This window comes from Synechococcus sp. A15-60 (assembly GCF_014280095.1).
Taxonomy (GTDB): Bacteria; Cyanobacteriota; Cyanobacteriia; order PCC-6307; family Cyanobiaceae; genus Synechococcus_C.
On record NZ_CP047933.1, the window covers coordinates 1975410 to 1997580 of the forward strand.

The 22171-nt window shown below is 61.6% G+C and carries 26 protein-coding genes; 15 read left to right on the plus strand and 11 right to left on the minus strand.

Annotated features, from left to right (window positions below; genetic code table 11):
* Positions 1 to 7: 7 nt before the first annotated feature.
* Positions 8 to 946, minus strand: a complete 939-nt coding sequence (era, locus tag SynA1560_RS10840) for a GTPase Era (protein ID WP_186501661.1) — start codon at positions 944 to 946, stop codon at positions 8 to 10.
* A gap of 76 nt (positions 947 to 1022) precedes the next feature.
* On the opposite strand from era, the gene SynA1560_RS10845 reads away from it, so the two are divergent.
* Together SynA1560_RS10845 and SynA1560_RS10850 are read left to right on the plus strand one after the other, a co-directional pair.
* Entirely contained in the window at positions 1023 to 1544 is a 522-nt protein-coding gene (locus SynA1560_RS10845) for a hypothetical protein (protein ID WP_186500500.1), read from the plus strand.
* Complete coding sequence (locus SynA1560_RS10850) at positions 1541 to 1801, plus strand: hypothetical protein (protein ID WP_186500501.1); 261 nt, start codon at positions 1541 to 1543, stop codon at positions 1799 to 1801. Before SynA1560_RS10845 ends, SynA1560_RS10850 begins: the two co-directional genes overlap by 4 nt.
* A 3-nt stretch (positions 1802 to 1804) precedes the next feature.
* Here the strand turns inward: SynA1560_RS10850 and SynA1560_RS10855 are convergent, their stop codons facing one another.
* The 5 genes from SynA1560_RS10855 to SynA1560_RS10875 form a co-directional block, all read right to left on the minus strand.
* Complete coding sequence (locus SynA1560_RS10855; protein WP_186469279.1) at positions 1805 to 2566, minus strand: Bax inhibitor-1 family protein; 762 nt, start codon at positions 2564 to 2566, stop codon at positions 1805 to 1807.
* 52 nt (positions 2567 to 2618) lie between these two features.
* Positions 2619 to 3650, minus strand: a complete 1032-nt coding sequence (locus tag SynA1560_RS10860) for a PhoH family protein (RefSeq protein WP_186469280.1) — start codon at positions 3648 to 3650, stop codon at positions 2619 to 2621.
* Positions 3651 to 3658: 8 nt separating this feature from the next.
* Positions 3659 to 4063 (minus strand): 30S ribosomal protein S16, encoded by a 405-nt coding sequence (gene rpsP / locus SynA1560_RS10865; protein WP_186469281.1) that lies wholly within the window; start codon positions 4061 to 4063, stop codon positions 3659 to 3661.
* Positions 4064 to 4141: 78 nt separating this feature from the next.
* Positions 4142 to 5632: a signal recognition particle protein gene (gene ffh, locus SynA1560_RS10870; protein WP_186500502.1), complete on the minus strand. Its 1491-nt coding sequence runs from the start codon at positions 5630 to 5632 to the stop codon at positions 4142 to 4144.
* 86 nt (positions 5633 to 5718) lie between these two features.
* On the minus strand, positions 5719 to 7845 hold the full coding sequence (locus tag SynA1560_RS10875) for an IMS domain-containing protein (RefSeq protein ID WP_186500503.1): 2127 nt from the start codon (positions 7843 to 7845) through the stop codon (positions 5719 to 5721).
* Positions 7846 to 7891: 46 nt separating this feature from the next.
* Here SynA1560_RS10875 and pdhA point away from each other — a divergent pair, with 46 nt between their 5' ends.
* The gene (pdhA, locus tag SynA1560_RS10880; protein ID WP_186500504.1) at positions 7892 to 8992 is read left to right on the plus strand and encodes a pyruvate dehydrogenase (acetyl-transferring) E1 component subunit alpha; all 1101 of its coding nucleotides are present in this window, start codon (positions 7892 to 7894) and stop codon (positions 8990 to 8992) included.
* Positions 8993 to 9051: 59 nt separating this feature from the next.
* Here pdhA and SynA1560_RS10885 read toward each other — a convergent pair whose 3' ends face one another.
* From SynA1560_RS10885 to SynA1560_RS10895, 3 genes are all read right to left on the minus strand, one after another.
* Positions 9052 to 9966: a histone deacetylase gene (locus tag SynA1560_RS10885; RefSeq protein ID WP_186500505.1), complete on the minus strand. Its 915-nt coding sequence runs from the start codon at positions 9964 to 9966 to the stop codon at positions 9052 to 9054.
* A 32-nt stretch (positions 9967 to 9998) separates the two neighbouring features.
* The gene (locus SynA1560_RS10890; protein ID WP_186469286.1) at positions 9999 to 10940 is read right to left on the minus strand and encodes an RpoD/SigA family RNA polymerase sigma factor; all 942 of its coding nucleotides are present in this window, start codon (positions 10938 to 10940) and stop codon (positions 9999 to 10001) included.
* 153 nt (positions 10941 to 11093) lie between these two features.
* Positions 11094 to 12647, minus strand: coding sequence for an NAD(P)H-hydrate dehydratase (locus SynA1560_RS10895; protein WP_186500506.1), 1554 nt, complete (start codon positions 12645 to 12647; stop codon positions 11094 to 11096).
* 58 nt (positions 12648 to 12705) lie between these two features.
* Here SynA1560_RS10895 and mnmA point away from each other — a divergent pair, with 58 nt between their 5' ends.
* Complete coding sequence (mnmA, locus tag SynA1560_RS10900) at positions 12706 to 13875, plus strand: tRNA 2-thiouridine(34) synthase MnmA (RefSeq protein WP_186500507.1); 1170 nt, start codon at positions 12706 to 12708, stop codon at positions 13873 to 13875.
* Here mnmA and SynA1560_RS10905 read toward each other — a convergent pair.
* Complete coding sequence (locus SynA1560_RS10905; RefSeq protein WP_186500508.1) at positions 13799 to 15310, minus strand: apolipoprotein N-acyltransferase; 1512 nt, start codon at positions 15308 to 15310, stop codon at positions 13799 to 13801. The two genes, mnmA and SynA1560_RS10905, sit on opposite strands and share 77 nt — an antisense overlap.
* 54 nt (positions 15311 to 15364) lie before the next feature.
* Here SynA1560_RS10905 and SynA1560_RS10910 point away from each other — a divergent pair, with 54 nt between their 5' ends.
* The 11 genes from SynA1560_RS10910 to SynA1560_RS10960 are packed head-to-tail and all read left to right on the plus strand — an operon-like array spanning position 15365 to position 21268.
* Positions 15365 to 15694: a phasin family protein gene (locus SynA1560_RS10910; RefSeq protein WP_186469290.1), complete on the plus strand. Its 330-nt coding sequence runs from the start codon at positions 15365 to 15367 to the stop codon at positions 15692 to 15694.
* A gap of 35 nt (positions 15695 to 15729) precedes the next feature.
* Positions 15730 to 16338: an FKBP-type peptidyl-prolyl cis-trans isomerase gene (locus SynA1560_RS10915; protein WP_186500509.1), complete on the plus strand. Its 609-nt coding sequence runs from the start codon at positions 15730 to 15732 to the stop codon at positions 16336 to 16338.
* Positions 16339 to 16381: 43 nt separating this feature from the next.
* Positions 16382 to 16855, plus strand: coding sequence for a superoxide dismutase, Ni (sodN, locus tag SynA1560_RS10920; RefSeq protein ID WP_186500510.1), 474 nt, complete (start codon positions 16382 to 16384; stop codon positions 16853 to 16855).
* Positions 16810 to 17220 carry a nickel-type superoxide dismutase maturation protease gene (sodX, locus tag SynA1560_RS10925; RefSeq protein ID WP_186500511.1) on the plus strand — a complete coding sequence of 137 codons (411 nt, stop codon included), beginning with the start codon at positions 16810 to 16812 and terminating at the stop codon, positions 17218 to 17220. Before sodN ends, sodX begins: the two co-directional genes overlap by 46 nt.
* A 40-nt stretch (positions 17221 to 17260) precedes the next feature.
* Entirely contained in the window at positions 17261 to 17623 is a 363-nt protein-coding gene (locus SynA1560_RS10930) for a cation:proton antiporter subunit C (RefSeq protein WP_186469294.1), read from the plus strand.
* Positions 17620 to 19110, plus strand: a complete 1491-nt coding sequence (locus SynA1560_RS10935) for a proton-conducting transporter membrane subunit (RefSeq protein WP_186500512.1) — start codon at positions 17620 to 17622, stop codon at positions 19108 to 19110. Before SynA1560_RS10930 ends, SynA1560_RS10935 begins: the two co-directional genes overlap by 4 nt.
* Entirely contained in the window at positions 19107 to 19502 is a 396-nt protein-coding gene (locus tag SynA1560_RS10940; RefSeq protein WP_186469296.1) for a hypothetical protein, read from the plus strand. The genes SynA1560_RS10935 and SynA1560_RS10940 overlap by 4 nt, the downstream gene beginning before the upstream one ends.
* Positions 19499 to 19753 carry a hypothetical protein gene (locus SynA1560_RS10945; RefSeq protein ID WP_186469297.1) on the plus strand — a complete coding sequence of 85 codons (255 nt, stop codon included), beginning with the start codon at positions 19499 to 19501 and terminating at the stop codon, positions 19751 to 19753. Before SynA1560_RS10940 ends, SynA1560_RS10945 begins: the two co-directional genes overlap by 4 nt.
* Positions 19750 to 20085, plus strand: a complete 336-nt coding sequence (locus SynA1560_RS10950) for a monovalent cation/H(+) antiporter subunit G (protein ID WP_186469298.1) — start codon at positions 19750 to 19752, stop codon at positions 20083 to 20085. The genes SynA1560_RS10945 and SynA1560_RS10950 overlap by 4 nt, the downstream gene beginning before the upstream one ends.
* Positions 20082 to 20588, plus strand: a complete 507-nt coding sequence (locus SynA1560_RS10955; protein ID WP_186469299.1) for a hydrogenase subunit MbhD domain-containing protein — start codon at positions 20082 to 20084, stop codon at positions 20586 to 20588. Before SynA1560_RS10950 ends, SynA1560_RS10955 begins: the two co-directional genes overlap by 4 nt.
* A complete protein-coding gene (locus SynA1560_RS10960) occupies positions 20585 to 21268 on the plus strand; it encodes an MnhB domain-containing protein (RefSeq protein ID WP_186469300.1) in 684 nt (227 codons plus the stop codon). The genes SynA1560_RS10955 and SynA1560_RS10960 overlap by 4 nt, the downstream gene beginning before the upstream one ends.
* Here the strand turns inward: SynA1560_RS10960 and trpC are convergent.
* Positions 21265 to 22149: an indole-3-glycerol phosphate synthase TrpC gene (gene trpC / locus SynA1560_RS10965; protein WP_186469301.1), complete on the minus strand. Its 885-nt coding sequence runs from the start codon at positions 22147 to 22149 to the stop codon at positions 21265 to 21267. The genes SynA1560_RS10960 and trpC overlap by 4 nt on opposite strands.
* Positions 22150 to 22171: the final 22 nt, after the last annotated feature.

Here is a 22171-nt window from a genome sequence, read left to right on the forward strand (position 1 = left end):
CAGCCCTTCAGAGCCTCTCCTCGGCGTAACCGAGTTCGGCCAGCCGCTGCGGCTTACTGCGCCAATCAGGCACCACTTTCACGAACAGCTCGAGATAGACCGGTCCATCGATCAATGTTTGCATCTGCAATCGGGCGCCCTGGCCAATGGTTTTGAGCATGGCACCGCCCTTCCCGATCAGAATCCCCTTCTGGCTTTTGCGCTCCACCAGAACAGTGGCCAGCACCGCCGTGCGCGCCTTGTTCTTGCCTCGCGCCGGCATCTCCTCCACCCGATCAATGCTCACCGCCACGCTGTGGGGCACCTCCTCGCGGGTGTGCATCAGCACTTGCTCGCGGATCAGTTCCGCCATCAGCAGCCGTTCGGGCTGATCACTCACCATCTCGGCGGGGTAAAGCCGAGGCCCCTCGGGCATCAACGCACTGATAGCCGACACCAGTTCGGGGCAGCCGGCACCATCCAGCGCTGAGCAGTGATGCACGGGCCATTCAGTGTCCGCCAACAACGCGCGATACGCCGCATCCGCATCCGGCTTGCGATCCACAGGCACCAGATCCCATTTGTTCAGCACCACCTGCACTGGAAGACGCTGCTGCCGCAGCAAGTTGACGATGAAGGCATCACCACGTCCCGGTGGCTGATGCCCCTCCAGCAGCAGCAGCACCTGATCCACCTCGCCGATGGCGGCGCGCGCGCTCTGCACCAGACGTTCCCCCAGCAAATGATGCGGCTTATGGATCCCCGGGGTATCCACGAGGATCAACTGGGCTGTAGGGGTGGTGAGGATGGCGCGCAGACGATTGCGCGTGGTCTGCGCGACAGGGGAAGTGATCGCCACCTTGTCTCCCACCAACTGGTTCACCAGGGTGGATTTGCCGACATTGGGGCGGCCAATCAGAGCGATGAAACCGGAGCGGTGATTCTCCGGGAGTGGCGATGACTGCATGGGATCAGTCTGCGCCGTCAGGGCGCGGCAGGCCTGGCATCGGCTCATAGCCTTGGGGGAGACGTTCTGCGCTGCCATGGCGGATCAGCAACCCACCTTCCAGCAGGCCATGGAAATCACAGCGACCTGGCTGCAGCAGTGGGACCAAGAGGAGATCAGCGACGAGGTGCTGGCAGACCGGATCGGTGAATTGGTGGCCAGTCGGGATGGAGCCCGCGGCTTTTTTGTGGTGAGCCTGGCCGGAGACAGCGTGCTCATGGATCGCCTGCCGGAAGCCCTGGTGCTCAAACTGCGTGAAGCCGGAGATGGGGTGGTGGATCTGACCGCCCGGAACCTGGCGATGAGCGCCGCCATGGTGGTGCATCACCGCACCAACAGCGACGACGAGCAAGCAGCCAGCTCCGAACGGGTGAATCAGCGCTGCACGGAACTGCTGCGCCACCTGGATTCGCAACGGGTGAAAGATCGGCTGGAGGTGCTGCTGGAGGCCGCAAGACAGAATCAAGGCGACGATCTGGCCTTTCTCGAACGCTGGGGCTACGACGACCGGCAGAAACAGGCCATCGGCGATGCCGTCATTGCTGTAGCCGAAGCTTGAACCAGCAGACACTAGACCTGGTGTTTCGCTTCATGAAGCGTTGGCTTGCAACACTATTAGGCCAATCTGAAGTTGAGACACCTTCTATTTCAACGCGCTTAGTCTTCCCGCACGGCCGGGTGATGGGGATCAACCGGCATTCACGCAACCTTGGAACCTTTCCGAGGTTTTTTGATGTCAATCGCTCTGAAACGAAGGCAGCAAAAAGCCCCGATTTGGCCGGGGCTTTGTTGTGTTTCGTGCAACCCTGCTCGTGACATTCAGTCGCGGCGACCACCGCCATTGAGGGCAATGATCAGACGCAAAACGAAGATGAACAGATTGATAAATGTGAGATACATGCTGAGGGCACCAGCCAGGTATTGATCGTCCCGGTAGGTGCGAGGCATCGTGTAAAAGTCCACGAAGGCCATGCCCACAAACAGCACTGTTCCAAAACCGGAGATCAGCAGGTTGGTGGATTCGTAGAGGCCAGGGATGAAGAAACTTCCGATCGCGATGCCAACCATCGCGATCAGAAGGCCCACCAAGCCGATGCCCACAACAGCGCTGAGAGCCTGACCGACACTCTCGCTCATGCGACTTCCGAAGAATGACGCAATCACGAAGGTGACGCCCGTGGCCAATGCCGCGATGCCGACGGCACCAACACCGGCGTAGGGATTGGCGGGGTTGGCAGAACCCACCACCTGAATGGCATAGCTCACCAGGCCGCTCAGGGTGAAACCACTGATGAGGCTGTAGAGCGACAACAACGGCAAAGCTGTGCCGTTGTCGCCCTTCATGGCGATGTTCTGCGCCACAAAGAACAAAACAAAGTTGCCGATGGCTGCGATCAAGAAGAGGGGCATGTAGAGCGCACTCCCCGATGCCAAAAGGGCCATCCCACCAAGAGCACCTCCGGCGGTCAGCACCATGCCGCCTCCCACGTAGGGGAGGGCTTTCTTCACCACATTGGGCCCGACGAGGGCGCTGGATTGCGCCTCGCGAATGGCGTTTTGAAAATTGCTGCTGGCTGGCATGTCGCCCCAGATCACTGGAGTCATCCTGCCAGCTCTGGCCGGGTTGTGGTCTTCAGCCTGGTGCGGATCTCCCCATCGAACGGCGATGGGGCGCACCATCCCGACGTGGATGCGTTTTGTCTCGGCGCGCATAGGCCTCCACGACGCGCTGCACCAGGGGATGACGCACCACATCCGCGGCCGTCAAGCGGCAGACCGCCACACCTTCCACCCCATCCAGCACCTCAGAGGCCTCCACCAGACCGCTCAACTGACCGGACGGGAGATCCACCTGGGTGACATCACCGGTTACCACCATGCGCGAACGCTCCCCGAGCCGGGTCAGCACCATGCGCATCTGGGCCGGCGTGGTGTTCTGGGCTTCATCGAGGATCACAAAGGATTCAGCCAGGGTGCGGCCACGCATGTAAGCCAGTGGCGCCACCTCGATCACCCCCTTCTCCAGCAGAGCGGCGGTTTTTTCTGCCCCGAGTAGCAGATGCAGAGCGTCATAAAGGGGCCGCAGATAGGGATCCACTTTCTGCTGAAGGTCGCCTGGAAGAAATCCCAGGCGCTCCCCCGCTTCAACGGCAGGCCGAGTCAGCACCAAACGCTCCACCTTGCGCTCGGTCAACATGCGCACGGCCAGCACCGTGGCCAGAAAGGTTTTACCGGTTCCGGCCGGCCCGAGCGCGAAGGTGAGATCGTTGCGCTCCATCGCCTCGACGTAGGCCTTCTGACGGAGGGTGCGGGGTCGTAACAGATTGCCGCGCTGATTCTTAGCCAGCACCTGCTGGCCCATGGCTTCATGCTCACGGTCGCGGCCCGTGTCGAGCGCCTGGAGGGCCGATTGCAAATCAACCGGTGAAATCGACTCGCCTGCTTCCCAGAGCTTGCGCAACAGCTCCACAACGGCAGCCGTGCGTTCGAGCTGATTGGGCCTGCCGCTGATCTCTAGCTGAAGACCCCGCATCACCAGGGAGGTTCCGGTGAGAGCCTCCAGTTGACGCAGGGTCTGAGAGGAGGGACCGCCTGCGAGAGCGAGGGCAGCCTCCGTGTGGGGAAGATCAAAGGTGAAGCGACCGATGGAGGTGGCTTCGGACATGCTGTTGATCAGCCTTCAGCAGCGGCTTCGTCGGCGGCGGGCTCTGCAGCAGCAGCCTTGGCTTCTGCTTCAGCAGCGGCTTTGGCTTCTGCAGCTTCTTTGGCGGCCTGCTTGGCATCAGCCTCACGCTTGGCAGCCTGCTTGGCCTTGCCGACGGTCTCAGCAGGACGGATGGTCTTCTCGAGCAGACCACCCTTCTCGAGCAGAGTGCGCACCACATCGGTGGGCTGAGCACCTTGACTGAGTCGCTCACGCAGGGCCTCAGCATCCAGACGCGTCTCCTTCGTGCGGGGGTTGTAATACCCGAGCTCCTGCAGGGGACGACCGTCGCGGCGCGAGGTGCTGTTGCAGGCCACGAGACGGAAGCTGGCTTCCCGCTTCTTACCGAACCGCTTCAGGCGGAGCTTGATCATCGTGGCGCTGGCTGGTGATTGGAACAGTTCGGCGCAGCTGACAGTCGCGCCAAACAACCAACTTACCTTGCCGCCGGATCAGAGATCTCCGAAGCCTTTCTTCTTCTTGACCGGGCGCTGACGCCGGGGCGCTCCGCCGCCACGTCCGCCACGACCTGCAGGCATGCCTCCTGGCATCCCACCAGGCATTCCAGGCATGCCTCCCATGCCCGGCATTCCACCCATGCCAGGGAAACCGCCCATACCCGGCATCCCGCCCATTCCGGGCATCCCGCCTTTGGTCATCTGCTGCATGAAGCCTCGCATCTTCTGAAAGTCGGCGAGCACCTTGTCGACATCCGCGGGCTGGTGGCCACTGCCTCTGGCAATGCGACGACGACGGGAGGGCTCACTCGCCAGCAGATCAGGATTTTCGCGCTCCTGCTGGGTCATTGAACCGATCATCGCTTCGATCTTCTTGAGCTGCTGCTCGCCCTGCTTGAGCATGCCGTCATCAATCTTGTTCATGCCCGGGATCATTTTCATGAGACCGCCGAGCGAGCCCATGCGCTTGATCAAGCGCATCTGCTGCACAAAATCGGAGAAATCAAACGTCGCCTCCTGCAGCTTCTTCTGCATCTTCTCGACGTCAGCGAGCTCCACCTCCTTCTGGGCCTTTTCCACCAGCGTGAGCACATCGCCCATGCCGAGAATGCGGCTGGCCATGCGTTCCGGGTGGAAGGGCTGCAACGCCTCCACCTTCTCGCCGGTTCCGATGAACTTGATCGGCTGACCGCTCACCTTGCGGATCGAGAGTGCTGCACCCCCGCGGGAGTCGCCGTCCAACTTCGTCAGCACAGCTCCAGTGATGCCCACCTGGTCGTGGAAGGCCCGGGTTAGCTCAGCCGCCTCCTGGCCGATCATTGAATCCACCACCAGCAACACCTCATCGGGTTGCACAGCCGTGCGGATCCGCACCATCTCCTCCATCATCTCGGTATCGATCTGGAGGCGACCGGCGGTGTCGACCAGCAGCGTGTCGAACCCTTCTGCCTTGGCCTTGGCCAGACCAGCCGCCGCAATGTCTTCTGGCTTGGCTTCAGCCCCAAGACTGAAGACTTCCACATCGATTTGCTCACCGAGGGTTTTCAACTGCTCAATGGCAGCAGGCCGGTAAACGTCCGCACCCACCATCAGGGCACGACGGCCCTGATCCTTCAGATGCAGGCCCAGTTTGGCTGTCGCGGTGGTTTTACCGGCACCCTGGAGGCCAGCCATCAACACAACGGTGGGCGCTTCGGCGGCCTTGGCCAGAGGCGCATTGTTGCCACCCATGACCTCCACCAGCTGTTCATGCACCACCTGGATGAACTTCTGGTCGGGGCTGACACCACGCACCACTTCGGAGCCAACGGCCTTCTCCCGGACCTCAGCCACGAACTCCTTCACCACAGGGAGGCTCACATCGGCTTCAAGCAGCGCTCGTCGAACGTCCTTCAGCGCACCCTCAACGTTGGTGTCGCTGATCTTGTCCTCACCTTTCAGGCCCTTGACGGCGTCTTCAAAGCGGGCTGACAGCTCGTCGAACATCGTCAGGGGATCGGTTTCAGATCACCGATCGTAAAAGTGGCCGGGCCGAGCAGGCTGAATCCAGCCACTGGCCACGCTCGCGCTTCTCAGCCGGGCCTGAAATCGAGCAAAAGCCACCGGCCATTGTCACGCCCGAGGATGTAGGTGCGTTTGAGCGATTGCTGTTTGGTGCGTTTCACCACGGCACCCGCTGCATTCAAGGTTTCATCGCGGTACTCGACATCAGCCCGCAGCTCAATGCGCTTTGGACTGCGACTAACAACGCGCATGAAGGCGATCGTCGCCTCCACGTTCTGGGTAACACCTGCCGCCTGGTCGGCGGCACGCTGACGCTTCACCTGGGTGATCAAGCCAGCCCGGGCAATCGGTTGTAGTAGCTCCTGTGCCGAATCAGCACCACGAAGCACTGTGGATTTGCGGTCCAACCAAGTCTGCAATAAGGCTTCGAGCTCCGCTTCGGAGGGCGTCTCCACCCGCAGGGAAGGATCCCCGGCTTGTTCAGGCGCAGCCGTGATCACTGGCTCTGGCTGGACCAATTCCTCCTGTTTCACATCTGCAGGGCCGTCATCATCCGGGGATGGTGTCACGACCTCATCCGGCGAAACGCTCAGCTCAGCATCACGACGCAGACCCACGAGACTGAGGCCACCGATCACCAGCAGCAGGGCCACAAACGCGCCAGACCCGATCCAAACCGCACGACCCCCCGGCCGCGGCAGCTCAGGCATGGATGCCTTTGGCCGGGATGATCGCCGGAAGAAAGGCCATTGGAAGACCTTCGACGCCTTGGTGGTCTCACCACCACGATCGGCTTCTTGCCCATCGGAGCTCAGCGGCGCGGATGGATCCGACGAGGACAGGGGCAGAGTTCCATCGGGATCGAGCGAAAGCGGCAACCCATCCCCCAGCAACCAGTTCTTGTCGTTCGTCTTGGTTGGGTTCTGACGGGTCTGCTGGCGCTCTAGCCGCTCCACAAAGGCCTGCACATCGCGATCAGCGAACCAGGTCTCCAGGTCGACCGCCTCGGCATCCACATCCCGATATCCGGGGAGCACATCCCGTGCCAGCCAGGTGCGGCAGTACTCGCAGAGCGACGCCAGGGTGTCGCCAGGGTGGTCCTTCATCCAGGCCTGCAATTCAGGATCGGTGCTGGCGGCGAAATGTCGCTCCGCCTGCTCCACATCACCAAGCAAAAGATCGAGGCAGCCCAACAGCGGCTTGGTGTCAAGGCCTTCGAGCACCAGCTCTTGTAGACGCTGACGCGCGTCCTGGATGCGTTCCGGCTTGCGCTGGGTGAAACCTGCAGCGGCCAAAGCCATCGCAGCGAGGAAGGACGCATCCAAGGAGCCGGCCAGCTGCAGCCTGCCGTAAAGATCCACTTGCTCTTGAACGGTCAAAAACCGGCGGATCTGCTGAAAAAACAGCTCGAAGGCTCCCTGATCCATGCCTGCGGGGAGGTCCGCTATCGCCAGGCCGTCCAGACCACTGCCCTCCAGTCCTCCTCGGACGCGGATGAACTCCTCCAGCATCGCCAGACCATCACGGCGAGCGGATTGTTCAGCCAGATCACGACTGAGTAAATCCAGGATCCTGAAGGGGAGGAGCTGAGAGAGATCGGTCTCCAGCAGAAGCCGCTGATCCGGCAGCTTGCCCATGCGCTGTAGCAGCTGCTCGCCGTCCTGCAGCAGGTTTGCAGCGGCCTCATAACGGCGTTGCTCCTGATCTTGACGGGCGGCATCACGACAAGCCAGAGCCGCCAGCAGTGACAGATCCGATTCACGACCGCTTCCCAGCGCGGGTGCCTGAGGGGGTTGCAGGGCCTGTCGGGCGAGCTGGAACGCTTCGTGGGGAGCATTGGCCTCCCACAACAGGATCAAGCCAGCAACCTCCCGGTTGAACGCCAGCTCGAGCCCAGCCGTCTCCCCGGGGTGATCCTGGCCCAACTCCATGAGCGCCCTTTCATAGTCACTCCGCCGAACCGCATCGGTGAGCAGATCTGCGGATAGGCGTAGAAGCTCAGCGCGCTGACTCAGGGCTTCGTGGGTGAACCCCTGGTCTGGACAACGATCCAACCGCAGTTGAAGCGTTCGAAGCACAGCCTCTGGCTCCGCAGCCGGACTGACTCCCAACAGGCGGAAATGATCGATGGGAAGGTCCACCAGCAGCGCAGCTCTTGGCAGCAGACTGTAGGCAGTGTCAGGGGTTTTGCCCATTCATCCGCCATCGACCCTTAAAGTTGGAGGCCAAACAGGTGGTGCCATGGGTCAGGACATCGCAATGGGCACGGATGCACACAGCGCTGCAACAGCAGGACCATCGCTGCTTGGAGCGCATGCAGAACGGCTCTCGACCCTGGTCACCTCCCAGCGGGCCAGCGTGGATCGGGACACGGGCCTAGCGCTTTATCGCGACATGACTCTGGGTCGGCGTTTCGAAGACAAGTGCGCGGAGATGTACTACCGCGGCAAGATGTTTGGTTTCGTGCACCTCTACAACGGCCAAGAAGCCGTGAGCACCGGCGTGATTGGTGCGATGAAACGCCAACACGACTGGTTCTGCAGCACGTATCGCGACCACGTGCACGCCTTGAGCGCTGGCGTGCCCGCGCGCGAGGTGATGAGTGAGCTGTTCGGCAAGGCGACAGGTTGCAGCAAAGGCCGCGGCGGCTCCATGCATCTGTTTTCCAAGGAGCATCACCTCCTGGGTGGATACGCCTTCATTGGCGAAGGAATTCCCGTTGCCCTCGGCTCAGCCTTCACCAGCCGCTACAGGCGTGACGCCCTGGGCGACTCCACTAGCAATGCGGTCACTGCGGCCTTCTTCGGGGATGGAACCTGCAACAACGGTCAGTTCTTCGAGTGCTTGAACATGGCGCAGCTCTGGAAGCTGCCGATCATCTTCGTCGTGGAAAACAACAAGTGGGCCATCGGCATGGCCCACGACCGAGCCACCAGTGACCCGGAGATCTGGCGCAAGGCCGGTGCCTTTGGTATGGCGGGGGAAGAAGTCGACGGCATGGATGTGCTGGCGGTTCGCGCTGCGGCGCAACGGGCGATCGAACGCGCACGCGCCGGCGAAGGCCCCACTGTTCTGGAGTGCCTCACCTATCGCTTCCGCGGCCACTCCCTGGCTGATCCGGACGAACTGCGTGCGGAGGAGGAGAAGCAATTCTGGGCCAAGCGCGACCCGCTTAAGGCACTAGAGCGCGATCTCGTGGGTGCTGGCCTGGTCAGTGCTGACGATCTGCGGGCAATCGAGAAGGAGATCGATGCCGAGGTGCAGGACTGCGTGGACTTCGCCCTGAGTGCACCTGAGCCCGATGGTTCTGAACTCACCAACTACATCTGGGCCGAGGACTGAGCTCAGGCGCGCCGCTCAGCCTGGGCGGCTGAGCTTCAACCCTCCAATCAAAGTCCACATCAGAGCCCGTGCAAACGGGCCTGATCGGATGCCGCTCGGAACACCAGGGCATGACGCTTCACCAGAGGGGTCATGGCGTCGTAGCCGCCACCAATCACAGTGGCAATCGGGATGCCTCGTCTCAGACAAGCATCCAGCACCAGATGATCGCGCTGCAACAGGCCCATATCGGTCAGGCAGAGGCGACCCAGTCGATCCTCCTGATGAGGATCCACACCAGCGTTGTAGAGCACTAATTGGGGCTGCAACCTCTCCAAAAGCGCTGGGAGGCACTCACCCACACGGGAGAGATAGTCCTGATCGCCCACTCCATCCTGGAAAGGCAGATCCAGATCACTGAGCTGCTTGCGAGCTGGAAAATTGGATGCTGCATGGGCGGAAAACGTAAACACTCGCGTTTCGCCTTGAAAAATCAGCGCAGTGGCATCGCCCTGATGAACATCAAGGTCGACCACCAACACACGCTGCAATCCCTCTTGCTCCAGCAACACCCGTGCCGTGATGGCCAGGTCGTTGAAAATGCAGAACCCACTGCCAAAGTCAGGAAAGGCGTGATGGGTGCCACCGGCCAGATGGCAAGCCACACCATGCCGGAGAGCCAGACGGGCTGTGAGCAGGGTCCCACCGACAGCGAGCCAAGTGCGTTGCACCAACGGCGTTGTGGCAGGCAAACCGATGCGTCGCTGCGCCCGACGATCGAGCTGGTCGCGAGCAAAGGCCTGGTGATACCCACGTGGATGCACCAGTTCCAGCCAACGGCGGGGCACGGGCAACGGTCGGTGCATCTGCCCATCACTGGCCAGTCCCATATCGCGCAGACAACCCTCCAGCCGTCTGAACTTGGCCATCGGAAAACGATGGGTACTGGGAAGCGGTGCGCTGTAGGCCTCGTGATAGACGAGAGGGGGCTTCAATGATTCATGTCAGCCCCGATGAGTCTGGAGGATCAGAAGCTCGGAGCGACGCGACGGGTGAGATTCCGCAGCTTTCGCAGCGCCTTCAGCTCAACCTGACGCACACGCTCACGAGACACTTCCAGCAAACGGCCGATCTCCGCCAGGGTGTGTCGCTCATGGCCATTGAGACCAAATCGCAGGGTGAGCACGTGCTGCTCCTGTTCGCTGAGATGACTCATCCAGCGGCCCAGCTGCTCGTGATGGATCCGCTGCTCCACCTTGTCGAGGGGTTCTCCGAGCGAGGAGTCGGCGATCAGATCACCAAGGAAACTGCGACCTTCCTCACCATTCACAGGTGCATCCAGGCTGCTGGTGGTCAGCGCTTGGCGCAGCAGGGAGTCGAGTTCTTCAACCGGCATGTCCATCGCTTCAGCGATCTCAATGCGGCTCGGCATGGCGCCGAGTTTGTGAGCCAAATCCAGGCTGACTTTACGAATGGTCGTGAGGCGCTCGCTCAAATGAACCGGCAAGCGAATCGTGCGTGACTGGCACGCAATTGCGCGCGTCATGCTCTGGCGAATCCACCAGAAGGCGTAAGTCGAAAATTTGTAACCGCGCGTTGGATCGAATTTCTCCACCGCACGTTCCAACCCAAGCGATCCCTCTTGAATGAGATCAAGCAATTCAAGACCTTTGCCTTGATATTTCTTGGCAACGCTGACCACAAGCCTGAGATTGGCTTTCATCATGCGCTGCTTAGCCCGCAAACCGACGCGAATCATGCGTCGTTGTGGACCCGTGAAAGTATCGCTATCCGAGGCAATCGTTCCATCTTCCGTGAGCTGCATCAACTTTTGAACCTGGTTGCCGAGCTCAATCTCCTCAGCGGGAGTCAGCAGAGGAATCCGACCGATCGTGGCGAGATACCAACTGATCGGATCACTACTTCGCCGTCTTTGGGTTTCAGAAACCCCTGCTGCCGCTGAGACCATGGGGATAGATAACTAAGTGAAGCGACTTTCCTATGAATTTCCCTCTCAGCGATGTGTTTTCAGCAACCCTTCAGATTCATGCGTTGAAAACGACACAAAACCCCAGAAATCACAGCAAAAATCTTGAAACATGAACATTGCTCTCGTTTTCTGTCAAAAACGCATCATTTTTCTCGTCATCGCAGCCAAATGGGGAACCACAGTTCCAGCACTGCTGCCCTGATCACAACGCTTGGCTGACTGGGCATGCATCAGCGCCGATGCCGCCAGATCAGCGGCATGCACGGAACCAGCCGCCGCCAGACAGCGTGCCCCCCACCCCGCGGCATGCCCCGCTAGCAGGTCGCCGAAACCGGTGCGCGCCACCGCTGGGTCTGTATCGGTCAGCTGCCACACCTCACCGGATGGAGCCGCCACAACACTGTGCGCGCCCTTCAACAACACCACAGCCCCTGACCGCGCCGCGGCCGCGGCAGCCTGCTCCGGCAGCGTGTCCCCGTGGCAGTCGGGAAATAAGCGAGCAAATTCACCGCCATGGGGAGTAATCCAGGTCGGGCCAGAACGCTTCAACAACCAGCGCCACCCCTCGCTCGACCTCGCCAGCTGATTGAGGCCATCCGCATCGATCACCAGCAATCCCTTCAAACCCAAGAGCGGTTCTGCCCAGGGGTCCCACGGGGCCTCGATTCGACCCCAACCGGGTCCGATCAGCAGCGCATCCAACCGTGACCAATCCCGCGCCTCCATGGCGGCACCCCAGACCAAGGCTCCAGCAGCATCAGAGCGAAGCGACCCATCCAGCACCACTTCCGGAGCCAGCTGCCAGAGCTGCTCGGCCACCGCAGCTGGAACGCAGGCCTCCACACTGCCGATGCCACTGGCCATGGCACCCTGCAGCGCGAGCAGGGCGGCGCCGCGATACCGATCACTTCCGGCAACGAGCAACAGCCTTCCCCGCTGGTATTTCATGGCCGTCGGCGACTGCTCAGGCCTCGGGAGCGTCGTGAGGTCACTGGGCATCAGGCGCCGCATCACTGGTGCCGGCAGCGCCGCACAGAGCCGCTCTGGCACACCGGGATCGATGCGATGCAACCCACCCACAAAGTCCAGCGCTGAATCCTGAACGAGTCCACGCTTGATCAAACCGACGCACAGCGTGTCGGAAGCCCTGGCAGCCACTCCCTCCACGGGACATCCGAAGTCAGAGTGCAGTCCGGCAGGAACATCGAGGCTGATCAGCCGGCCCGGAGCCTGCCGGTGGCGGCGCTGGAGAAGATCAGCCAGATCCGATGGCAAGGGCCGCTTCTGCCCGAGACCAAACAGGGCATCGATCCAAAGGGCTGGATCCCCTGGTGCAGGCGGAGCCGTCAGCGGCGACACTCCGAGCCAGAGAAGGTGGCGCCAGTGCTCCTGTGTAAGCGATTGACGCAGCGGCAATGGTGCCCAGACACGCACGGCCACGCCGGCCTCCCGCAGCTTGCGGCCCAGCACCAATCCATCCCCACCGTTGTGACCGGGCCCGACCAGCACCAACACACCGTGTTGCAACCGTTCCGGTCGTTGCAGGCACCACTCAGCCATGCCCTGACCAACGCTTTCCATCAAAGCGGCCACCGGGAGACCACTGGCCAGCCATTGCTGCTCCAGCGTGAGCATCTGGTCAGCAGTGACCAGGAGATGGTCGGCATCGGCGGGTGGCCAGAGCACTACCAGGTCCCATGGGACCTCACTATGGAAAGAGAATCCCGTTCACGCCCGTAGCTCCATGACGGCCGCGTCATCCAGCATTGCTGCCACACCTGCCGGAGCACAGGCCTTGGAACGCCTGCAGGCCTGGCCGGGTGAGCATCGGGTGGCTGTGGGCTTGTCAGGCGGTGTGGACAGCTCCCTGACGGCCGCGTTGCTCGTGGAGGCCGGCTGGGACGTGGAAGGGGTCACGCTTTGGTTGATGAGCGGCAAAGGTGCCTGCTGTGCGGAAGGGCTGGTGGATGCCGCAGGCATTTGTGAACAGCTGGGGGTTCCCCATCACGTCGTCGATTCACGCGACACCTTCGTCCGCGAGATCGTGGATGGCCTGATCGAGGGCTACCAGGCCGGCATCACCCCTCTGCCCTGCTCCCGTTGCAATCGGGCGGTGAAGTTTGGCCCCATGCTCGATTGGGCACGCCAGGAACGGGGGCTGGAGCGCGTAGCCACCGGCCACTACGCCCGGATCCGGCTGGATGCCACGAGTGGGCGTTGGAAGCTGCTGCGTGGCCTCGACAGCCGCAAAGACCAGAGCTACTTCCTCTATGACCTCAACCAGGACGTGCTCTCCCGCGTCGTGTTTCCCCTCGGGGAACTCACCAAGCCCGACACCCGCCTCGAAGCGGGCCGCCATGGTCTCCGCACTGCTGAAAAACCTGAAAGCCAGGACCTTTGCCTCGCCGATCACCATGGCTCGATGCGGGCCTTCCTGGATGCCTACCTCCCGCCACGCCAGGGGGAGATTGTGCTTCAGGACGGCACCGTCGTCGGTGAACACGATGGGATCGAACACTTCACCATCGGTCAGCGCAAAGGACTCGGCGTGGCCTGGAGCGAGCCGCTGCATGTCATCCGTCTGGATGCAGCCATGAATCGGGTGATCGTGGCGCCCCGCTCCGAAGCCGGTCGCAACGGCTGTGAGGTGGGTGCCGTCAACTGGATCTCCATGGCACCCCCAGAGCCAGGCCAAAGTCTTGAAGTGCAGGTGCAGGTGCGCTACCGCAGCGCCCCTGTGATGGCACAACTCACCAGCATCGAGCCCTCCGATACCGATCGCGCTGGAGGCCGTCCCCATCGCTGCCGCCTCACCTTTACGGATGCGCAGTTCTCGATCACGCCTGGTCAGGCGGCGGTGTTTTACGACGGCGAAGCAGTGCTGGGGGGAGGCCTAATCCAGAGCTCGTTTTAAACAGCGCCAGCACAGCAGCCAGAAGCGCCCACCAGAGCGGCCATTCCCGCCAGCGCACGTACAACGTGACGCCGTCGGTGGGTTGCAACACAGCCTGAAGCTGACCAGGACGCATCGAGGCCAGGGAGTCGGTGACCTGGCCGTGCGTCGTGATCATGGCCGTGGGCCCTGTGTTGGCAACGGAGGCCACCGGTCGTGCGGTTTCCAGACTGCGCAAACCAGCCAGGGCCAGAAACTGACGCTGTAGGAGCTGTGGATAGGGATCCAGATTGGCCGCAGCCAGAATCCACTGCCCCCCATCCGCCACGGCACGGGCTAGGGCTGTGCCATTGCTGATCTCGTAGCAGATGGCCACCGCTGCAGGAGGACCGCCCCATGGCCACAACCGCGAAGCGGGCCCAGCTTCCAGCCCACCCACAGCCGAGAGACCACTGAGCCCAGGCCATGCGGGAACCCATTCCCCCAAAGGGACCAACCGGTGCTTGTCAATCGCCTTGGGCGGACCCGAACTCTGGGGGTCGAGCAGGAGGAGTGCGCTGCGTTGCTGACCGGCCACCCAACGAAAGCCTCCACTCATCACGGGCAGCGCGTTGCCCTCGAACCGACGCCGATCCAGGGGCAGCATCCCTTCCGGCGCCAGCAACAGCTCCGCCCCATCACGCTGCGCGCGAGCCTCGACCGCGCGCAAACGCCCAGGAAGCTCGGCCTGGCGACGATCACTAAATTTCTCCCGCGTGGGAATCGCCGGCTGCCAAAGGGCCAAGGAGATGACATCACCCGAGGGCTGCCCAGCAGCTCCGGCGTAGAAAGCCAACGCCCCGATGGCGTGCACCACCGTCAGAGCCAGCGCCACCAGGCTCCACCAGCGCCACGACAAGCCGGCGTGCGACCTGGACCACAGCCAGAGCTTCCAGAGCCCCCATCCCAGGATCAATTGCACCGTTGCCAGGCCGCCGGCACCCATCCAGCGGGAGAGTCCAGCCAGCCAGGGATCTCCAGGCAACACGCTGCCGCCCACACCAATCCAGAAGAGCGGTGCTCGGGCCAGCAGCGTTTCCATCAGCCCCCAGATCAGCGCTAGCACCAGGGCATGCGGGAGGGTGCCTGGGGATGGCAAGCAACGGCCGACAACACTCCAGGCCCCGGTCAGCACAGCAGCAGCCAGCGCGCAGATCAGCCACACCGCTATCGCCAAAGGGAGGCTGAGCAGACCCGGCACCCCCAGCCAAGTGAGGGGGTGGAGCGCCAGCAGCCAGCTGTGGCTGATGGCGATGGCCACTGCACCCCAGAGCGCTGCCGCCCACGGAGAACGCGCCGATGACCACAGCAGTGCCAAAGCAGGCAGCATCCACCAGGGCCCAGACCAGCAGAGACCGAGGCCCGCCAGCACACCCCCGGCAAGCCCCTGCAGCAGCAGGGATCGGTCATTGCCCATGGTCAGCCCCATTGGATCCCGTCATCCTGAACTGAGACTGAACCGCGATGCGCGATGGAGACCGCCAATCCCTTGCAACAGCTGCTGCTCCGCGGCCTGGGAACCACCACGCTGGTGGCTGATCGCTTGCGCGATGTCACCCAGGAGTGGGTGCGCAGCGGACGCCTGGATGCCACCCATGCCTCCGCCCTCGTGGATGACGTCTTAAAGGCACTGCGCGGCGAAACCCCTGAGTTGGAGCAGCAGATGGGGCGCAACCTGGAGCGCAACCGCGACAATCTTCTTCAGGATCTCGGGCTGGCCAGCCAAAAGGAACTCGACGAACTGCGTGGCCGAATTGACAGGCTGGAGCAGCAACTGCGACAACGGGAGCGTCAGGAATGAACCTGCCAGAATTGCGCTGAACGAACCGACCTTCAGTGCGCGACATCCTGATCAGTTCCGCCGTCTGCATTGCCTGTTTGCTGGTGGCCCTGGTGAGCCAGATCGTGGCTCCCTCCACCGTGGTGGCCGCTGTGCCTGCACCCGCCGCGCAATCAGCAGCGGTTCAGACCGCCGATCTGACCGCCAACTCCAGCCCGATGGAGCTGGATCCTGAAGAGACCAATCCCACCCTTTTCGCCATGGCTCCTGACTCCAACCAGGCTGACGCCTCCGCGCTCGGCGGCCCCATGAGTGCTGAAAAGTCGCAACTCACCGCCAGCGGCCTGCGCATCACTGACATCGAAGTTGGCGACGGCGCTGAAGCCACCGCCGGTCAAACCGTGGTGGTGCACTACCGCGGCACCCTCGAAGACGGCACCCAATTCGATGCCAGCTACGACCGTGGCAAGCCCTTCAGCTTTCCCCTGGGGGCAGGCCGCGTGATCAAAGGCTGGGACGAAGGTGTCCAGGGCATGAAAGTGGGAGGCAAGCGCAAGCTGGTGATTCCCCCAGACCTCGGTTACGGCGCACGCGGTGCTGGTGGTGTGATTCCTCCCAACGCCACCTTGATCTTTGACGTCGAGCTCCTAGACATCAAGTCTTGAGCGCCAGTTAGGCTGTAGCAACGGCAGTTGATGACCCACCCGAATGTTCCGCACGGCACTTTCAGCCTTCTTCCAAGCCCTGCCTGCAGAGGCAGTGCAGGCCCACTGCGACGGCCCTTGCGGCGTCTATGACCCGGCCTCCGCTCGCGTTGCAGCGGAAGCCGTTCTCTCCATGACCAAGAAACTCAAGGGCATGGAGGCTCCTGCAGCTGGTGATGCTGCTGCATTGGCGACCTACAACAACACCTTTTCGCGTTATGTCGCGATCAAGGAAGAGGAAGCCGCCAAGGCCAAGAAGGAGCTGATGATCCTCTGGACCGACTACTTCAAGCCTGATCACCTCGCCACCTTCCCTGATCTCCACGACACCTTCTGGAAAGCAGCCAAACTCTGCAGTGCCTGCAAGGTGAACATCGATCAGGCCAAAGCTGAGGAATTGATGACTGCCGTTGAGAAAGTCCACGGCATGTTTTGGCAGTCCAAAGGGCGCAACGACGCCTGGGTGACGGCATCCTGACCACACCGTTCAAGCTGGCCCCATCTCTCCCAGCAGCAGGTCCTAAGGATCTGCTGCTGTTTTTTTTGGGACGACGACGCCTGTTCGAAGTGCAGGGACCCTCGATGTTGCCAGCGCTGAACCCAGGGCAGCGACTGCTGGTGAAGCCGCATCGACTGGGTCAAGCGCTGCCCCAGACCGGATCGATCGTGGTCTGCAGGCATCCCACCAAGCCTGATCTCATCATCACCAAACGCCTGTCTGGATGCACCGATCAGCAGCTGGACTTGCGCGGTGATAATTCACAGGCCAGCACCGACAGCCGGCACTTCGGCCCTGTGCCCGTGGAAAGCCTGATCGGCGTAGCCACGGCGATCGTGACCTGATCAAGCGCTGCCATACGATCGCCTCGTAGTGGAGACGGTAATGGAACTGTCACCCGTCGCTCCAATCGGAGCGGCACTGATCACCTGCCTGATTGGCCTGGGGGGCTTTGCGATGCGCCAGAGCCTGCTGTCCAAACTGTTTTCGATCGATGTGGCTGCAACCGGGGTGATCACCCTGTTCATCGTGGTGGCCTCACGCACCGGGCTGGTGCCGCCGATTATCAGCCTTCAAAACGAGGTCTCACCCTTCATCGCCGATCCCTTCCCCCAGGGGGTGATTCTCACGGCGATCGTGATCGGGTTCTCGGTGGAAGCCCTGGCGCTGGTGCTGCTCCGCCACATGGCACGAGAGCATCCACTGCTGCGCGTTGATGACTTTGATCGTGAAGTCACAGGGCCATGACAGCAGCCAGCCTGATCCTGGGATGGCTGTTGCTTCCAGCCATCGCGGCCTTTCTGGCCGCACTGCTACCCAAGCTCGGGCGTGGGTTGTTGTTCGCGATGCCAGGCCTAAGCCTGTTGGTCGCCGCTTGTTATCTGGGGCCTCAGGCATCCCTGCTGCCACTCACCATCAGCGTGAATCCGGCCGTCACCCTGCAGCTCGACACACCGCAACTGCCCTTTGTGCTGCTGAATGCGCTGGTGCTGTTGGCGATCGCTTTGCAGGAAACCCAGCAACACAGCCGTCACCTGCGCGTGGTGTTGCTGCTGGTGCTGCATGGGGCCCTCAACTCGATTTATCTGGCAGCCGATCTGGTCAGCATCTATGTGGCAATTGAGCTGATCTCGATCGTCAGTTTCCTGCTGATGGTGGATCTCAAGCATCGAGCCAGCCTCTGGGTCGCGTTTCGCTATCTGCTGCTTGGCGATCTGGCGATGCAACTCTTCCTCTTGGGAGTTCTGATCGTCTACGCCACCTCGGGATCCTTTGCCATCAACGCTGCCGCGGGCGCTCCTGGTGTCGCCATCGTCTTGATGGTGGTGGGTTTACTGATCAAATCCGAAGCCTTCCTGCCGGGGTTTTGGCTGCCAAAAACCCATGCGGCCATTTCAGCCGATATGTCAGCGCTGCTCTCTGGAAGTGTGGTGACCGCTGGCATCGCCCCCCTCAGCCAATTAGGCCTCATCAACGCGCAGGCGGCGCAACTGATGCTGATTTTTGGCCTGTTGAGCGTGGTGATTGGCGGGGTCGGGGCCTTGGTGCAAGACGACATCAAACGCCTGCTGGCCTGGAGCACGGTGTCGCAGATGGGTTTCGCGCTTCTGGTTCCTACGGCGGCCGGCCTGTATGCCCTGGCCCATGGTCTCGGGAAAGCCGCGCTGTTTCTTGGGGTCGGGGGACTGCCGACGCGCTCGATTCGATCCCTGCAACAACAGAACATCCCAGGCCGAATCGGTTGGCCGATGCTGCTGGCAGGCCTATCCCTGATCGGCCTGCCGATCAGTCTTGGCTACGGCGCCAAAGAGGCCCTGGTCCAAGCATTGCCGCCACCGGTGGCCGCTGTGGTGGGCTGGCTCGGACTGATCACAGCTTTGGTTCTGGTGAAACTGCTGCCGGATCGCTGGTCAAGCCAACCAGCACTCGCGGAAACCCGATCCCGTGACATCCCTGCCATCCCAGTCACCGGCATCTGGGTGCTGTGCGGAACCTTGTACGTCCTCACTGCCGTGCTGAATCAACCCCTCGGATTGAGTGGAACACCGTTGCTGAAAACTGCCCTGGTGCTTGGTCTGGCAGTGATCGGTGAACGCATGGTGCGTCCATCACTGCGCGGCTGGAGGCCTCCGGACCTGGAACGTTTCAGAGCCATCGTGGTGGCCACAGGACTCACCTTGCTGCTGGCAACGGTGATCAGCAACACCTTTTCAATGGGAGCCGCCCTGCCATGAAACGATCCGCCAGCCCCCTTCAGATCGCCGCAATCCTGGCGGCCTGGCTGCTGCTCAGTTCCAGCCTGAGCGTTCTCAATGTGTTGATTGGCCTGGGCGTTGCCCTGCTGATGCCGCCGTTGAACCAGCGCAAAACCAATCGCAGCAACCTGATCGCCATGCTCCGGATGATTCCGACAACAACGGTTCAAGGCCTCAAAGAAGGTCTCTTACTCCCATTCCAAGGTTTGCAGAGCCGGCCCGAGGTTCAGGACGACCCATGGCCTCCATGGGCCGGGCGCGATCCACTGCTGAGATTTAGCTGGCTTGTGATGGTCTGCTTCACGCCCACAACACTCGTTCTGAAAACCACCCGCGAGTCCGTGCGAACCCATCTGGAGCAACTGCCATGACCGCCGCAGAGCTCGCCCTCGACCTCATGGAAGTGGCAGCACTGCTGGCCACGCTGGCCCTGATCCAGACGGGTTGCCGCATGTCGCGGATCGCCTGCTTGGGAAGTCTGTCGGTGCGACTGCCAGTGATTCTTCTTGTGCTGTCCGTACTGCGCGACGACTGGATGCTGGGCCTAGTCGCTGTGGTGACCTTGATCAGTGGCGATGCTGGCCTTGTGCTCTTAGCGCGTTGGGCAGGAGACGCACCATGAACGCCCTGCTCTCAACCCCTGTCTTGCCGAGCTTGGCATGGGGCCTGATTGGCCTTGGCATCCTGCTGTGGTTCTGGGGAACGCTGCCGCTGCTGCTGCGGCGATCGATCTTTTTTCGACTGCACGCGCTCACGGTCGCCGACACGATCGGATCGCTGTCGATCGTGAGCGGACTGCTGCTGCTCAGAAGTCGCGAATGGCCGTTGCTGCTGCTCAGCCTGATCAGCCTGGTGCTCTGGAACTCCACCTTCAGCATTGTGCTCAGCCGACTGGCGGCAGACCAAGCCACGGATCCGCAAACCGGCGTTCTGCATGAGGAGGCGATCCGATGACTCCGACCTATGTCCTGCCCCCTTTGCTGGGCATCCCCCTGATTGGTCTGGCACTGGTGCGCTGTGATGACCCCTGGAAAGCCTTGGTGCTGCGTAGCGCTCTCGGGGGCTTTGCTTCCCTGTTGTTCGCCACCTACGGCGCCGTCGATGTGGCACTCACCGAAGCTCTCGTTGGCACCTTGTTGTCCACCCTCCTGTATTCGGTGGCGATCAAACACACCACCACATTCCGACTTCTGCAGGATCCACAGGCGCCGATGCCGCTGGAGCAGAAGGAACAACTCAAACGCTTGCTCACAACGGTGGGGCTGCAACTCGAGCTGGTCGACACAGCACCTGCCAAGGACAAGGGAGATTTGCATGCCACCTGGATTGGCGACGCAAACGAGCACCCCAGCGTTCGGATGCGACACCGATCCCTGCTTGACGCACTCATGACCCAAGACCCCGCCACGGCGAAGGCCATGAATCTTGTTTTGGATCCTTCTCTGACAAGCCAATGACGCGCTTTTTCTTGCCCTTGCTGGCGCTGATGGGCTTCGTGATCACGCTGGTCAACGCCGGATGCGGGCTGGTCGAAGGGATGAACCAGGTGGTCCCCGGTCCACTGTCAGCAACAGCGCTGGTGGATCAATTCGGTGTGCCCAACGTGGTGACACCGATTGTTCTCGATCTGAGGCTTTACGACACGGTGGGGGAAGTGATCGTGTTCACGCTGGCCTCAATGGGTGTTCACCAGCTGCTTCACGACGAAGTCGCCAGTGAACAACTGAAACCCGCCGATGATGAAGCAGTGGTGATGTTGTTTCGCATCGCCACCGTTCTCAATACGTTGATCGCCGTTGAACTGGCTGTGCGAGGACACCTGAGTCCGGGTGGTGGATTTGCAGCAGGGGTGGCCGGCGGAACAGCTCTGGCGCTGGTGCTTCTCTTCGGTGGCTCCGCAGAGGCGATGCGGGCTTATCGATCCATGCGGGCCGAAGTGCTTGAAGAGAGCGCTGTGCTGCTGTTCATCGTGCTCAGCTTGCTCCTTCTGGAGGGCATCAATCTGCCGACCGGCGATTACGGAGCTGTGCTTAGTGGAGGGTTGCTCCCCATCCTCAACATCCTCGTCGGGATGAAGGTGACCCTGGGGTCCTGGGGAATGATTCAGCGCTTTTTAAGCACCAATCAACTCCATTAACCCTGAACCAACTGGCGCAAACCCGCCTCAACATCCGGCTGACGCATCAGCGCCTCCCCCACCAGCACCGCTCCGGACCCGGCTTGCTGCACCCGATCCAGATCAGGTCGCGCAAACAGACCTGACTCGCTGACCAGCAGGGCACCTTGCTGACGCAGTCGCTCACCAAAACGCTCCATCAACCGCTCGGTGGTGGCCAGATCCGTCTCAAAACTGGTGAGATCCCGATTGTTGATACCAATCAGGGGGAATTCTCCGATGGTCAGCACCCGCTCCAGCTCCTGCTCGTCGTGCACTTCCACCAGCACCGTGAGACCGAGCGTCTTGGCCACTTTGCGCAGGTAAGCCAGATCCTGATCCGAGAGGATCGCCGCAATCAGCAGTGCAGCATCGGCGCCGGCGGCGCGGGCCTGATACAGCTGATGAGGGCTCAGGATGAAGTCTTTGCAGAGCAGGGGCAGATCGACGGCCTCACGCACAGCAATCAGCACATCAAACCCACCCTGGAAAAAGGTCTTGTCGGTGAGCACGGAAAGGCAGCTGGCACCACCAGCGGCATAGGCACGCGCAATCGCCACTGGGTCAAAATCCTCGCGGATGACCCCTTTGCTGGGACTGGCCTTTTTCACCTCGGCAATCACCGCCGGCATCACCGGCGCCGCACGTAAGGCCCCAAGAAAATCCCGCGGTGCAGGCAGCTTTGCGACCCGGGCCTTCAGCTGCGCCAGCGGCATGCGCTGACGGGCTGTCTCGATTTCCCGGTCTTTTTCCCAGACGATCTTTTCGAGGATGTTGCGCGGTTCGCTGTCCTCATGCGGGATCGCGTATTCGAGATGAGCCACCTGAACCTTGGGGTTGGGTGGGCGACGACGAATCTCCATGGCTGGTAGCAACGCGAATTGA